Source organism: Stenotrophomonas sp. STEN021 (assembly GCF_056760175.1).
This window is the reverse complement of sequence record NZ_JBRREH010000057.1, coordinates 1-14,921: the sequence shown is the minus strand read 5'-3', so window position 1 is coordinate 14,921 and position 14,921 is coordinate 1. Positions and strand designations below refer to the sequence as shown.

The window sequence follows — 14,921 nt, the reverse complement described above, 5'->3', positions numbered from 1 at the left end:
TCCGGGTCACGCCACCAACGGCAATACAACTGCCAACCGGGTACCCGCGCCATCGGCAGCTGGCGATACCTGCAGATGGCCGCCCAGCCTGCGCGCGCGCAGGCGCATGCTGGCCAGGCCGGCGCCGGCAGGCGCTCTCGCCTCAGCAACCGGTGCCAGGCCGACGCCATCATCGTCAATGCGCAGCTGCAGCTCATCGCCATGCCTGGCCAGGTAGACGTCCACGCGTTGCGCACGGCTATGCTTGAACACATTGGTCAAACCTTCCTGCAACAGCCGCAACAGGTCCAGGCTTCGACTGGCACCGAGTTCGACGCCCTGGATGTCATGCAGGTGCCAGTTTGCCTGGATATCTGCGGCCTCCAGCAGGTTGCTGGCGCGGTGCCGTAGCGGCACCAGCAGCTCTGCCAGGTCCGCCTGCTCGCGCGCTGTGCTGTCGATGACCAGACGCAGGTCGTCGCGCATTTCGCGCAATACGCCGATGACCTTGCTGCGTGGCATCTCGTCCGGCGCCTGTTCCAGGCGGGCGATGGCACCCACCAAGGTGCCGCCGAAGCCATCGTGCAGGTCACGCACCAACTGCAAGCGTTCCCCGGCACGGCTGTGCGACAGCTCCAAGGCATGCTGTTGCTGCAAGGTATCTGCCAACTGCGCGGTGGCCCGCTGCACCTCATCGCGCAACTCGGCATTGAAGCCTTCTACCCGCTGCATGGTATTGGCGAAGCGGTAAGCCAGCACGAAGCCCATGCCGAGCAGCATCAACGGGGAGGCGAACGACCCCAGATAACTCACTCCGCCATACCAGCCCATGTACACGCCAAGGTCGTGCAGCGACACCGCGATCGGCAGGATGATGCACAACGCCAGCACCTGGTAGTCACGTCGGCCACTGCGCAGCGCATAGCCCATGAAGGTGAACGACACCAGGTACAGGAAAGCGATGGTCGGCAGCAGATAGAAGTTGCGGTGGGGCCCCATCCATTGCGGCCACGACAAGGCGCCTGCCATGACCAGCACGGCGATAGCCAGCAACACGCGCTCCAGGCGCGGCCAGCGACGCTCGCAGAAACGCAACAGGAAGATCGTGTGTGCGGCTGCGCCTGCAACATAGCAGGCACCGATGAAGGCCTGCCAGCCATCGGTGGTGGCGAACGGCCACGGGCTGCTGACAAAGAAGTTGCTGTCGTAGAGCCGCCCAAATACCGCACTCAACGCATACCAGCCATACATCGAATCCTTGCGTCGCAGCAGCCAGAACATGCCGATCACTGCCGCCAGCACGAAACCAATCGCACTATCCAGCACCTGCAGGTCATGGCGGACGAAAACCTCCTTGCGGAAGCGTGCCTGCAGGGCCTGCGGGTCGCCTACGTCCACCACACCCAGCGAAGGTTGGTAAGCAGCCAGGCCCGACACCCGCACCAACAGTTCGTTCTCGCCCTGCTTCAGCAATGGCGACTGCAGCAGGAAATAGCGTGGCACGTGCCAATTGCGTGAAAGCGGCTCGACCAAGGAGGGATCGCGTTCGATCAGGCTGCCGTTGAGATACACCGCTGCTGCCATGCAGGTGTAATCGAGCAGCAGACCCGTTGGTTGATTGGCATCGCCCTGCTGCCAGCGCAGCCGATACCAGACCACGCCGTCGTGACCGGGCCAGCGGGTCTGCCACTGGTCGGCCAGTGTCACCTCCTCCCAACCCTGCGCGGGCGCCGACGGCGATTGCCAATCGGCGCGTACAGCCTCGGCGTGGGTGATGCGGGTTATGTCCGCAGCCTGTGCATATGCGCCAGCCGCGCATGCTGACAACAGCAACAACAGCAGCCAGCGGATCAAGGCAGCAGTCCCAACACGCGCGCTTCATACACCGCAGCAGTCCGCGAGCCCACCGCAAGCTTGCGGTAGATGTTGCGGGTGTGCGCCTCTATGGTGAGACGCGACAAACCGAGTAGCTCTGCAATCTCGCGGTTGCCGTAGCCCTGCGCGACATGACTGAGGATGCCCAGCTCGCGTTCTGACAGATGCACGCCGGGGGTTGGCGGTGCGCCGACAGGAGGTTGTGCGGCGGGCAGCAACGTCAGAATCCGCCGCGCGATCATCGGATCAATCGGTGCGCCGCCGCGTTGCAGGCTGCGCAGCGCCACCGTCAGCTCGATGTCGTCGCGGTCCTTGAGCAGGTAGCCCACGGCACCCGCGCGCAGCGCGGCAAAAATGGCTTCTTCTTCGGCGAATGCGGACACGATCACTGCCTGCAGCTGCGGTACGTGCTGCTGCATCCAGCTGATCAGGTCGGTGCCGGTGCCGTCGGGTAGCTGCATGTCGACCAGGGCGAGATCGACGTGATGGGTTTGCAGCAGTTCCCGGGCCTTGCTGAGATTGTCGGCCGTGTGGATCTGTGGCTGTTGGTCAGCCGGCAATTCGGCCACGAGCCGAGCCAGCCTCGCCAGCGAAGCTGCGTCGTCGTCGATGATCAGGATGGAAGACAGCTCCATCGGCCCCCGCCATGGTCCGTGTTGTGGCGGAGTTTAGCGTGGTCTTACGGTTGACTTGTGATGGGGCTCTGTGGGAGTTGGGCGTTGCGTGGCCTTGGGAGCGGAACAGCAACCTTCGTTGGGGTCGGTGAGGGCGAAGGCCCTCACCCCCTGCCTCCGCTCCGCGCCCCGGCCCTTGCGTTGACGCAAGGGCGTTCGTTGGGCCGCAAACCTGCGGTTCGCAAACCGCCCCCCTCACCCCGCAAGCGGGAGAGGGGAGGAAGCTTGGCTTCGGTGGGATCTGGGAGGGCCCTGACTCTCGCTCGCTCTTACCAGGTACGGCGCAGCGGGTGGGCTTCGGTGTTGAAGACCACGCCGTCGAAGTCCAGGGTCTTGGCCGGGGCGAACAGCAGGTAGTAGTACTTGAAGGTCTCGGCGAACAGGAAGCTCTCCATCGAGTCGTCCTTCTCCTTGCTGCGCACGTCCTTCAGCGCCGAGAAGCCGTGATCGGTGCGGGTGTAGCGCACGAAGTCATCGAAGAACTCCTTGCCCATGCCACGGTAACGCGCATCACCGGTGTAGTGGTGCAGGTAGTACGCGGACTCGACGATCTCCGGGCGCAGCGCGTAGCTCGGCGAGCGCACTTCCATCTTGGCGTAGTCCAGCGACTCCGGTTCGATGTCGTGCAGCCGCCACATCTTCAGGTTGGATTCCTGCAGGCGCTTGGCGCGGTCCAGGTCACCGCCCAGGGCCAGCAGGCCCGGCATGAAGGCGTCCAGCGCACCGTAGGTGGTGGAGGTACGGGCGCCAGTGTCCATGTCGGCGTGGCCGTACCACAGCTCGCCTTCGCGCACTTCATCGGCCAGGTACTGGTTGATCGGGCCGATGCTCTCGTCCCACATCTTCTTGCAGTCTTCGTCGCCGAACAGCTTCCAGCACTTGAGCAGGTACTCGTAGTACGAATCGATGCCGCCGGCAATCGAGGCGTCCTTGTTGGTCCACTCGCCGGTCTCGACGTTGATGTTCAGACCGACCAGGCCGATCTTGGAACGGCGCTTGTGGGTTTCCACCAGCGCACGCTTGGCCTTGTCGTAGTACGCCTGCTTGCCGGTGAGCTTGGCCAGGGTACCGAACTCCAGCAGCAGCGTGCCGGTTTCGGCCGGGTTGCTGATCTTGCCGCTGGTCTTGCCGGTATGCAGGTTGACGTGGGTATACGGCAGGCCGGTCGGGCTGTCGAACACCGGCGAGAGGCGCGTGCCCAGGTCATCGGCGAGCTTGAGCAGGCGCTCGTCGTTGGTCATCTGATAGGCCGACAGCAGGCCGCCGAGCAGGCGGATGGTGACCTCGAAGTTCTGCACGTCCATGTCCTGGTCGAAGGACAGCTGGGTGACGATCAGCTCACGTGCTTCGTTGGCTTCCTTGTCCAGGCCGAGCAGCAGCAGCGTGTCCAGTGCATCGACCGGCGACATCAGCAGCGGCTTGGGATACCAGTCGCGCGGCTGGCCGCTGAGCGGCTTCAGGTCGTCATGGCCCTTGGCGTACTGCATGTAACCCTGCCAGGCGTGGCGGGTGGCTTCACGGACCTGCTCGGCCATGCGTGCGGCTTCGGCGTCATCGACGGTCGGAAGCGCGGCGTCGGCTGGTGCAGCAGCTGCGGCCGGTGCAGCCGGGGTGGTGGCGGGAGCGGCGGCCTGCTGGCTGCAGGCGGAAAGCGCCAGCATCAGCGCGGCGACCAGGGGGGCGGTACGCAGGGAACGGGTCATCAGTGAATCCTCTCGACGGAAGCGTTGTCTTGCGATGCAACGGGACGGGACTGCAGGGTGTCGCCCAGCGTCTGCAGGTGCAGGGCTGTGCGCAGGGTGGAAAGCGGTGCGGTGCTGCGCACGACCAGCGTGCGGGTCTGGCCGGGCAGCAGGTCGAAAGCGTTGTCCTCGACGCTGGCGTTGGCCTTGTCAAAGCCGATCCAGATGCCACGCACCAGCTTGTCGGCGCGAAGCTCCAACAGGTAGTGATCGCCTTCGGCGCGCAGCGCGCTGCGCAGCTGCGCCGGTTGCAAGGCTTGCTGCTTGGCGGCGACGAAGTAGACCAGGCGCTGTGCCACTACTGCGTCACCGCGCAGCAGTTCGAATACGGCGACGCTGCGGTTTGGATCGGCGCCCTGCAGCAGCTCGGCGTCGCTGAAGCGTGCGGCCTCGGTAGCCGACAGCGCCGGCAAGCTGATTGGCTTGTGCTGCTGCTGCAACTCCCGCCCATCGAAATCCAGTACGCGTACACGCCACTGCCCCTGCACTGGCTCGCGGCCATCATTGAGCAGACTGAAACGGGTACTGCCTTCATAGCGCAGCGCGGCCACCGCAACCTCGGCGAAGAAGCGCCGTGCGTGGAAGTTCAGTGCCTTCCAGTTGCCGTAGTAGTCCACGCTGGACCAGGACGCCCCCGGCCATACATCGTTGAGCTGCCAGTACAACGAACCCATCGTGTACGGGCGCGAGGCGCGGTGATGCAGTGCTGCAAGCTCAATGCCTTCGGCCTGCATCATCTGGCTCAGGTAGACGAAGTCGGCGAAGTTGCGCGGCGTGCCGAACTCCATCTCGATGTAGTGCAGCAGACGCTCATTGCCCTTGCCGGCCAGGAACTTCTGGTGCGCCTCGATCACCGGCCCATCCACCTGCTGTTCTTCCGGCGTGGCGAAGGCGTTGATGGTCGACAGCTGCGGCCAGGCCTGCAGGCCATACTCGGACATGAAGCGCGGGGTTTCCTTCAGGTAGGCCGTCGGCGGCAGCGCCGGGTTGCCCCAGACTTCCCAGTAATGCTTGTCGCCGCGACGCGAGTCATTGGCCTTTGCATCCAGGTCATTGCTGGGCGAACTGGCCCAGTACGGCACGCCCAGGCCTTCCTCGGCGACGACGCTGCGCAGGTCCTTGCCGAACAGGTCCACATAGCCCTGCCAGACCTTCGCGGCAAACACCGGATCGGCCTCCTTCAAGCTCTTGCCGTGGCCCCAATCCTTCCACGCGGTCTCTTCCTCGTTGTTGCCACACCACAGCACGATGCTGGGGTGGTGGCGCAGGCGACGGATATTGTCGCGCGCTTCGGCAACGACGTTGGCACGGAACGCAGGGTCATAACCCGGCTGCATGCCGCCGCCGAACATGAAGTCCTGCCACACCAGCAAACCGAGCTCATCGGCGATGTCGAAGAAGGCATCGTCTTCGTAGTAGCCGCCGCCCCAGTTGCGCAGCATGTTCATGTTGGCATCGCGTGCGGCCTGCAGGTCACGGCGCAGGCGCTCGCGGGTCACCCGTGCCGGGAAGGCATCGAACGGAATGACATTCGCGCCTTTGGCGAATACCGGCACGCCATTGATGACGAAGCCGAAGCCCTGGCCGCCGTCCTTGTCCTCTTCGCGCTGCAGCTGCACGGTACGCAGGCCGACGCGGATGCTGGATTCCATTGCTTCCTGCTTGCCGTCGCCCAGCCGTGCCTGCACGGTGTAACGATCCTGCGCGCCATAACCCACCGGCCACCAGCGGCGTGGATTTGCTATCTGCAGCGGCAGTGAGACGGTGTTCTCACCGGGTGCCAGCGCGATATCTCGCTTGATCTGCGCTACAGATTGTCCTTCCGGGTCACGCACGTCGACGACGACCTGTTGCGTATCGGCCTTGTCCGCCTGCTCCACCTGCAGCAGCACGTTCAACTCAGCCTTGTTAGCATCCAGCGCGTCGGTGCGCACAGCCAGATCGGTGATGCGCTGTTGATCCCAGCTATCCAGGTGCACCTGCCGCCACACGCCGGCAGTGACATAGCGCGGGCCCCAATCCCAACCGAAGTGGTAGGCGGGCTTGCGTACGAAGTTGCCGACCATCGCGTCCTTGGGCTCATCCCCGTAGGGTGAAGGATAGTTGCCGGCAATCTTGTGCGGCATCGTCTGCACCTGCGGCAGCAAGGTGCGGATGGGCGAGCGGAACACGATCTGCAGCTCATTGCCCTGCGCGCGCAGGCGGCCATCCACGCGTGCACGCCAGGTGCGGTGCGCGTTGTCGGCCTTCAGCAACGGCTCGCCGTTGAGGCGGACTTCGGCGAAGGTGTCCAGGCCATCGAAGCGCAGTTCCGCATGCGGCCGCGCCAGGCTTGCGGCATCCACGTCGAAGCGGGCGCGGTATTCCCAGTCAGCGAGACCGATCCACTGCAGGCCAGCTTCGGCCGCGCCCACGTAGGGATCGCCGATCAAGCCAGCAGCCATCAGGTCGGTATGCACGCTGCCCGGCACCGTCGCTGGCTTCCACGCATCCATGCCCGGATGCGCCTGCAACTGTGCATCACCCGGCAGCAGGCGGAAGCTCCATTGCGCATGCAAGGGTGCAGCCAGCGCTGCGCTGGAAGTCAGCCACAGCGCGCACAGCAACAGGCCGCGGCATGCGCGTTGAGCATGGATTTGTATCGATCCAAATTTCAAGTGCACGTGCTGCATGCTGTTTCCTCCCTGCTGCTGGTTCCGCGTGTGTTTCTGCTCAATGGCACAACCAGAAAACTGTCGCCGCCATCAACTCACACATTTCTTTGACTCAGGCTCTCGCTGTTGCGCCGAGAGCCCAGAGCGGTCCCCACCTTCGCGGGGGGATGACTGAAACAATGCGAATGCCGTTGATCAGCTTTCGCGCACTACGTTCAATACTTCGTGGCAGGCGCCCATGGTGTGGTAATCGGTCTTGCCGGCCGGGCTCTTCTCGTCGTCGTACTTGCGATTGTCGGCATCGAGGATGCGGAACCATGCACCGTAGCGATGGTCGACGAAGTACTGCCACGAATATGCCCACAAGCGGTCATACCAGTCCCAGTAGCTGGCGTCGCCAGTACGCTTGGCCAGCAGCGCGGCGGCGGCCAGCGACTCGGCCTGCACCCAGAAGTACTTGTCGTCGTCGCAGACGAAACTGTCGCCGCCAATCGCCGCGCCGTCCATGTTCGGCTGGCGACGCGATTCCGGTGCGAAGCCGTAATACAGGCCACCGCGCACCTCATCCCAGGAACGCGTCATCGAGGTATCGAACAGGTGTCGCGCGGTCGGTACCAGCCAGTCGGCATCGACGTGGCGGTCGAGGATCATCAGCAACTTGGCCCATTCGGTCTGGTGGCCGGGCTGGAAGCCCCAGGGACGGAACAGGTGCTTGGGATTGTCCAGGTTGTAGTTCCAATCGATGTTCCAATCGATGTCGTAGTGTTCCCAGACCAGGCCACCAGCCTTGGCTGCCTGCCTGCGGGTCATGTTGTCGGCCAGCTGCAAGGCGCGCTGCAGGTAGCGCTGTTCGCCACTGGCCTCGAACGCGGCCAGCATGGCTTCGCACATATGCATGTTGGCGTTCTGGCCGCGATAACCGGTGAAGTTCCAGTCGGCATCGGCTTCGTCGCGGTACAGGCCGTGCTGCGGCTCCCAGAAGTGGCGTTCCAGCAGCTGCCAGGTCTCGTCCATCCACTCCCGACCCTGCTCGATGCCGGCCTTCAGTGCACAGCTGTAGGCCAGCAGCACGAACGCCACGCCATAGCAGTGATTCATGTCGTCCTCGACCTTGCCATCGCGCAGGGTCCAGGCGTAGCCGCCAGTGGCTGGATTGCGGTGCACATCACGCAGGTAGCGCACACCGTGCTTCACCGCATCCAGATACTCGGCGTTGCCGTACTCACGGTAGGCCATCGCATAGTTGAAGACGAAGCGGGTACTGCTGACCAGGTGGCGATGGCTGCGATCGTAGATGCTGCCGTCGTCCCGGTAATAGTGGAAGAAGCCGCCATCCGCATCGATGCAATGCGGATGGTAGAAGGCCATCGTGTCGGCGATATGCGCGCGCAGGAAGGTCGGGGAGCGGAAATCGGGCGTGGTGGTCATGCGATGGCGTCCTGTTGCTGCAGCAGATGCTGCACTTCGTTCAAGCTTGGCATTGCCGCAAAGGCGCCCTTGCGGGTCACCGCCAATGCGCCCACCGCTGCGGCGAAGCGCAGCGTGCCATTGATTGCGTTCGGGGTCTGGCAGAACGCGGCGAAACCCGCGCCTGCGCCACCGCGCTCGACCAGCCCCACCAGCACGCCGCCGACAAACGCATCACCCGCAGCGGTGGTATCCACCGCCTGCACGCGGAAGCTTGGTACTTCGCCCTGGCCATGGCGGGTATACCAGCGCAGCGTGCCGGCACCGTCGGTGATGATCACCCAGCGTGCCTGCGCCGCAAGCAGGCGCTGCAGCACCTGCGCATCACCATCGGCGCCCAACGGCGCGGCCAGGTAATCGAGCTCTTCGCGCGAGAGCTTGATCAGGTCGGCGCGCTCCAAGGCCTGCCACAGGCGCGGCGAGGGATCGACACCCGCTGGCCACAGCGCAGGACGCAGGTTCAGGTCCAGGCTGACCACGGCGCCGGCGGCGCGCGCACGCTCCATGCCGGCAAAGGTCGCCGCCGCAATATCGACTTCGGTCAGGCTGTTGGAGCAGACGTGGAAGCAGGCCGTGCCGTCAAAGCAGGCAGGCAGGTAGTGTTCGGCGCGGAACAGCAGATCCGCTGCCGGCGGCCGGTAGAAGCTGAAGCTGCGCTCGCCATGCGCGTCCAGCGCGACGAAGGCCAGCGCGGTCTTGGCTGCATCGGTACGCACGATGCAGTCGGTCTCGACCCCGGCCTGCTGCAGGCTCTCCAGCAGGAAGTCACCGAACATGTCGCGACCCAGCATGCCGGCGAAATGGCTGCTGGCACCCAAGCGCGCGGCCGCCACTGCGACGTTGGCGGGGGCACCGCCGGCGTACTGCAGGAAGGCGCGCGGGGTGTCCGCCGAGGCCGGCGGTTGCGCTAATAGATCGATCAAAATTTCGCCGAAACAAACAATCTTGCCCATCTGGCCTTAGTCCTGTTGGGTAACGCCGGTGCTGGTGCGCGAACCGACCAGCCCGTAGAAAATGATGTAGCCGTAGCACAGCAACGGCAGTACGAATGAATGGTGCACACCGATGCGGTCGGCCAGCATGCCTTGCAGGAAGGGCACCACGGCGCCGCCGACGATGGCCATGATCAGCAGGCTGGACGCCTTGTTGGTCAACGGCCCCAGGCGCTCGATGCCGAGTGCGAAGATGGTCGGGAACATGATCGAGTTGAACAGGCCAATCGCCACGATCGAGTACAAGGCTACCTGGCCTTCGCTGACCATGGTCAGGGCCAGCAAGCCGACGTTGATCAGTGCAAACAACGCCAGCAACTTGCGTGGCGAGAAGCGCACCAGCAGCAGCGAACCGGCAAAGCGGCCGATCATCGCCATGGTCCAGTACAGCGACACATAGTGCGTGGCCTGCTGCTCACTGAAGCCGCCGATGTTGGGCTGCGACAGGTAGTTGACCAGGAAGCTGCCGATCGAGACCTCGGCACCCACATAGAAGAAGATGCCCAGCACGCCGAACAGCAGGTGCTTGTGGCGCAGCGCATCACCATAGCTGTGGCGTGCGCTGTCGGCTTGTTCGCTGTTCTCGCTCAGCGACGGCAGACGGAACAGGAACACGAACAACGCCAGCAGGAACAAGGCCACCGCCAGGCCGAGATACGGCCCCTGCACCGACTGCGCTTCCTGCGCGCGGTAGGCCAACTGGTCAGCCAGCGGCAGCGCCGTCAGCTCATCGGCGCTCTTCACCGTATTGCCCAGGATCAGCATGCCGCCAAAGATCGGCGCGATCGCAGTGCCCAACGAGTTCAATGCCTGGGCCAGCGTCAAACGACTGGAGCTGGTGCGTTCCGGGCCAAGCAGCGCCACATAGGGATTGGCCGCTACCTGCAACACGGTGATGCCGGTTGCCAGCACGAACAAGGCCGCAAGGAAGGCGCCATAGACACGCAGCTCAGCCGCCGGCCAGAAGCCAAGCGCGCCGATGCCGGCAATCACCAAGCCAGCGACAATGCCCAGCTTGTAACCCAGCCGCGCCACCAGTCGACCTGCGGGCAGCGACATGAGGAAGTAGGCACCGAAAAAGGTGAACTGCACCAGCATTGCCTGGGTGTAGTTCAATTCGAAGACCGACTTCAGGTGCGGAATCAGGATGTCGTTGAGGCAGGTCAGGAAGCCCCACATGAAGAAGATGGTCGTCGCCACTGCCAAGGCCACGCGCGTATTGACCACGGGTGCCGACTGGCCTGATGAAGATGACGGCGATGTTGGTATGTGCATGTGGGCTGCCTGGATACGGTAATCGGAAGATGGGGCTAGGGAATCAACTTGGCCTTGCTGCACTGCTTTCGCGGATCCGCAGCTGCACCGGTGCGACGGTGCGCATCGGTGCGGCATCGGGGTTGTCCAGGCGCTGCAGCAACAAGGCTGCAGCCTGGCGACCACGTTCGCGCGGATCTGCGGTCAGCGTGGTCAACGGCGGCACCGCGACTGCAGCCTCGGAGATGTCATCGAAGCCGGTGACGGCGAAGTCACCGCCCGGGCGGATGCCACGCGAGGTCAGGCCCAGCATCAGGCCCAATGCAACCGTGTCGTTGTAGCAGACCGCGGCGCTGGGACGCTGTGCGCTTTCAAACAATTCGCCGGTACGTGCAGCGGCTTCCAAGCGGTTGGGGGCGGATTCGATCAACCAGTCCGCATGCAAGGGCAAGCCTGCTTCACTCAATGCCTGTTGGTAACCCAGGCGGCGCTGCGCGCAGGAACTGGATGCGCCATGTCCGCCAAAGAAGGCGATGTCACGATGACCGCGTTCGATCAGGTGACGGGTCGCCATGTACGCGCCGTGCTGGTTGTCCAGGGTGAGGAAATCCCAGTCCGCGCCGGCCAGTTCACGGTTGAACAGCAGCACGTTGGCGTGCGCACCCAATACATGGCGCAGCTCTTCGGCATCGCTGCCTTCGGCCGGCGACAGGATGAAGCCGGTCGGTGTGTGCTCCATCAAGGTGCTCAACACCGCCTGCTGGCGCTGCGGCGATTCGCCGGTGCTGCCAAGCAAGGTCACGAAGCCCTTGTCGCCCAGCGCCTCGTCCACGCCCGAGGCGAATTCGGCGAAGAACGGGTTGGACAGATCGTTGATCACCAGCGCGATCGACGACGAGGTACGACGACGCAGATTGGCGGCGGTGCGGTTGTACACATAGCGCTGCTTGCGCAGCTCGGCCTCGACCTTGGCGCGGGTGTCGACGTTGACCAAGGGGCTGCCACGCAGCACCAGCGATACGGTCGCCCGCGACACCCCCACCGCCTGCGCGATGTCGGTGACGGTGACCGCGCGTTGGCCGGCCTTGCGTGCGCCCTTGGCGCCGGTAGAAGTGTCTTTCATCGTTTCCGCTGCGGTTTCGGGATGCGCCAAGCCTAAAGGATCACGGCCAGCGCCTGCGCTGCCCGCTTCCTTCTTCCCGGCCTTGGCGCTGCCTGAGCTCACGGCTGGGCGCTGCCCGGGGTGGCGCAGTACGACACCGGCAGGTCCGCCGGTGCGGTGCCCCAGCCCTGCTCCGGTGCCTGCGCACCAAGGGTGAAGCGCACATCGCCGCCCTGCTGCAGGCGCTGCCAATCCAGCCACACCGCCGGCTGCGACTTGCCATCAACCTGCACGCTCTGGATGTACTGCAGGCTGCGCGGATCGGCACCCGGTGCCTGCAGGCGCAGCGTGCGGCCGTTGCCCAGGGTGATCTCGGCCTTGCTGTAGCGCGGCGCATGCAGCAGGAACTGACCACTGCCCGGTACTGCTGGATACAGGCCGAGCGCACTGAACAGGTACCAGGCCGACATCGTGCCAAGGTCATCATTGCCGGTGACGCCGTTGGGCGCATTGGTGAACAGCTGCTGCGCGGCGCGGACCACGGTGGCGGTCTTCCACGGCTGGCCGATCAGCGTATACATCCACGGCGAATGCAGGTCAGGCTCGTTGTTGGGGTTGTAGCGGTACTGGTTGTAATAGCTGTACGGGCCAACCACCCACTCCTTGCGCGCGGCGGTGAGCGGAGCCTGCAGCAGTGCGTCATAGGCGAAGAACGCATCCAGACGCTTGCCGGCCTGTTCGCGACCATGCATGGCCTGCAGCATGCCCGGCACGTCCTGCTGAACCAGCCACTGGTACTGCCAAGCGGTGCCTTCATGGAAGCCATGTTCCGAACGTGGGCTGTAATGGCCATCGGCCGGCGTATACCACTTGCCGTTCTCGTCGCGCGGACGCGGGAAACCGGTGAAGCCGGTTTCGGCATCACGCACATCCGCATCCCACACCTTGTGCCAGTTGCCACCACGCGCGCGCAGCGTCGCTGCATCGTCGGCGTGACCGAGGCCATCGGCCATCTGCGCCAGCGCGCAATCGGCCAACGCGTACTCCAGCGTTGCCGAGCCGCCGTGGTGCGGATCGACGTCCATGCCCTTGGACGGGAACGCACGGTCATAACCGACAAAACCGTTGGCGAGATAGCTGGCATTGCCGGAACGGCCGGCCATGCGCGAATTGATCGGCGGCATCTCGAAGGCATTGCGGCGCAGCGCGCCCCAGGCTTCCGCCTCGCGGCCCTTCAGCGCGCCAAAACGCCACAGGTCGACCATGAAAGGTGTTACCGGGTCGCCGGTCATCACATTGGTTTCGAAATTGGCATAGCCCCAGCGCGGCAACCAACCGCCCTGCTCATTGATGGCCAGCAGGCTGCGGCCGATATCACGCGCGACTTCCGGGCGGGTCAGCGCCAGCCACTGGTTCTGCGTGCGGTAGGTATCCCACAACGAGAAATACTCGTAGTAGGTCCAGCCATCAGCACGATGGATGACGTCGTCGTAGCCACGATAGCGACCATCGGCATCGCTGCCGGTCATCGGCTGCAGCAGCGCGTGGTACAGCGCGGTGTACAGCACAGTGCGGTCATCGGCGTTCGCACCTTCAACCTTGACGCTGCCCAGCTGTTCGCGCCACTGCGCCTGCGACAGCGCGCGCATGCGATCGAAGCTCAGCAGCTTGCCGCCCTGCATGCCATCGCTGCGCAGATTGTTGCGCGCGCCTTCGGCATCCACATGCGAGATCGCACTGGTGACGGTGACGCTGCGGCCATCGGCCAGGTCAAAACTCAGCCACGCACCATTGGGCTTGGCCTCGCCTTCCATGCTGTGGCGTGCGCCGGGCAGGCCGCCTTCCTCGCCCCAGGTGCCGTGCGCCTTGAACGGGCGATCAAACTCGATGCGGAACCAGGTGGTGTACTGGTGGCCACCGCAGAAACTCTTGGTGACCAGCTTGCCTTCCACCGCACGATCACCGACCACGTCGATGACGCTGCCGATCACCGAATGGCGCTCATTGGCCTGGGCGACGTTGACCAGCACCTGGCCTTCGCTCACGCCCGCGCTGAAGGTGTAGCGCTCGGCGGCGGCGCGGGTCAGCGCGGTGGTTTCCACGTCGATGCCGCGATAGTCGGTCAGACGGACTTTGTAGTAGCCGGCCTGGCCGACTTCGCCATCATGGCTGTAAGCCGATGCGTAACTCTTGTGATCGAAACGCTTGGGGTCCTTGGTGTCGAAATCACCGCCCGGACCAATGCTGCCGGTCACCGGCAATACCGAAACCTGACCGCCCTGCTCCCAGCAACCGGCGCCGGAGATGAAGGAATGACCGAAGCCGCGGATCTTTTCATCGTCATAGCGCCAACCCGAGTAATGGCTGCCAATCGGGCTGACCTGGATCAGGCCGAACGGTGCCGACGCGCCCGGGAAGGTATTGCCGTCATCCTTGCTGCCGATGAAGGTATTGACCTCGCGCTCCAGCGCGGCCGACGGCGCAGCCTGCAGCAACGGCGCGAAGCTCAGCGCCAGCAGGCAGGCAGCCGTTGCCAGCGGGCGGCGACGGGAGTGGGCGGTGGAAGGCGATCGGCTCATGCATTGGATCCTTGGGTCGGTCGGTACGGCGGCGATGTAGCTACGGCAGAAGTTGGCCCGGACAAGCCGGGCCGCTGATGTCCAGCCCATCCGGGAACGGGATGGGGGAGAGATGCCAGGCATCAGCAAAACGGGTAGGCCCCTGCACCTGCCCCGACAGCCGTCACGACGGCGGCCAGCGGGAAAAAAGCAGCAAACATTGGGCCGTGGAAAGCGGTATCCGGCAGTATTTTCAGTGACTTGCAGTCAGCTGGGCCTCGCCCTGCGCGGCCCCAACTGCGTCCCCGGAAGCAACCTGTCGAAAATTTAGATCGATCCAAGTAAAGCATGAGCATTTCGCCCAACGCATTCTGCGGCGCAACATCGGCAGAAAAATCCGGCCTGTAGTGCCGAGCCATGCTCGGCAGGAGCCTTCCCGGTAACACCCAAAAAGCCAACCCCTCCCCAGACCTCCCCTTGGCCTGCGGCCAAACGGAGGGAGCCAGGCGTAGTGCCGAGCTGTGCTCGACAGAGGCTTTCCCGGTAAGGCCCCTGCCGAGCATGGCTCGGCCCGACCCCCCCCCTCCCAGCCCCCCCCACGCCCCCGCCCCCGCCAAAATGGGG

The 14,921-nt window shown here is 64.3% G+C and carries 9 protein-coding genes; all 9 read right to left on the bottom strand.

The features are described 5' to 3' along the window. Positions 1-6 precede the first annotated feature (6 nt). The 9 genes from ACVOL0_RS13070 to ACVOL0_RS13030 all read right to left on the bottom strand — a co-directional run bounded on the left by ACVOL0_RS13070 (position 7) and on the right by ACVOL0_RS13030 (position 14,318). Entirely contained in the window at positions 7-1,833 is a 1,827-nt protein-coding gene (locus ACVOL0_RS13070; protein WP_481549465.1) for a sensor histidine kinase, read from the bottom strand. Next, positions 1,830-2,489 carry a response regulator gene (locus tag ACVOL0_RS13065; RefSeq protein ID WP_481549464.1) on the bottom strand — a complete coding sequence of 220 codons (660 nt, stop codon included), beginning with the start codon at positions 2,487-2,489 and terminating at the stop codon, positions 1,830-1,832. Before ACVOL0_RS13065 ends, ACVOL0_RS13070 begins: the two co-directional genes overlap by 4 nt. 308 nt (positions 2,490-2,797) lie before the next feature. After that, entirely contained in the window at positions 2,798-4,231 is a 1,434-nt protein-coding gene (locus ACVOL0_RS13060) for a glycoside hydrolase family 47 protein (protein WP_481549463.1), read from the bottom strand. Continuing rightward, positions 4,231-6,942: a beta-mannosidase gene (locus tag ACVOL0_RS13055; protein WP_481549462.1), complete on the bottom strand. Its 2,712-nt coding sequence runs from the start codon at positions 6,940-6,942 to the stop codon at positions 4,231-4,233. The genes ACVOL0_RS13060 and ACVOL0_RS13055 overlap by 1 nt, the downstream gene beginning before the upstream one ends. A gap of 177 nt (positions 6,943-7,119) precedes the next feature. Further along, positions 7,120-8,352, bottom strand: a complete 1,233-nt coding sequence (locus tag ACVOL0_RS13050) for an AGE family epimerase/isomerase (protein ID WP_481549461.1) — start codon at positions 8,350-8,352, stop codon at positions 7,120-7,122. Beyond that, complete coding sequence (locus ACVOL0_RS13045; protein WP_481549460.1) at positions 8,349-9,344, bottom strand: carbohydrate kinase family protein; 996 nt, start codon at positions 9,342-9,344, stop codon at positions 8,349-8,351. Before ACVOL0_RS13045 ends, ACVOL0_RS13050 begins: the two co-directional genes overlap by 4 nt. A gap of 6 nt (positions 9,345-9,350) precedes the next feature. Next, complete coding sequence (gene fucP / locus ACVOL0_RS13040) at positions 9,351-10,658, bottom strand: L-fucose:H+ symporter permease (RefSeq protein WP_481549459.1); 1,308 nt, start codon at positions 10,656-10,658, stop codon at positions 9,351-9,353. Between the two features lie 43 nt (positions 10,659-10,701). Beyond that, positions 10,702-11,760 carry a LacI family DNA-binding transcriptional regulator gene (locus ACVOL0_RS13035; RefSeq protein ID WP_481549458.1) on the bottom strand — a complete coding sequence of 353 codons (1,059 nt, stop codon included), beginning with the start codon at positions 11,758-11,760 and terminating at the stop codon, positions 10,702-10,704. A gap of 98 nt (positions 11,761-11,858) precedes the next feature. Next, a complete protein-coding gene (locus tag ACVOL0_RS13030) occupies positions 11,859-14,318 on the bottom strand; it encodes a GH92 family glycosyl hydrolase (protein ID WP_481549457.1) in 2,460 nt (819 codons plus the stop codon). Positions 14,319-14,921 lie beyond the last annotated feature (603 nt).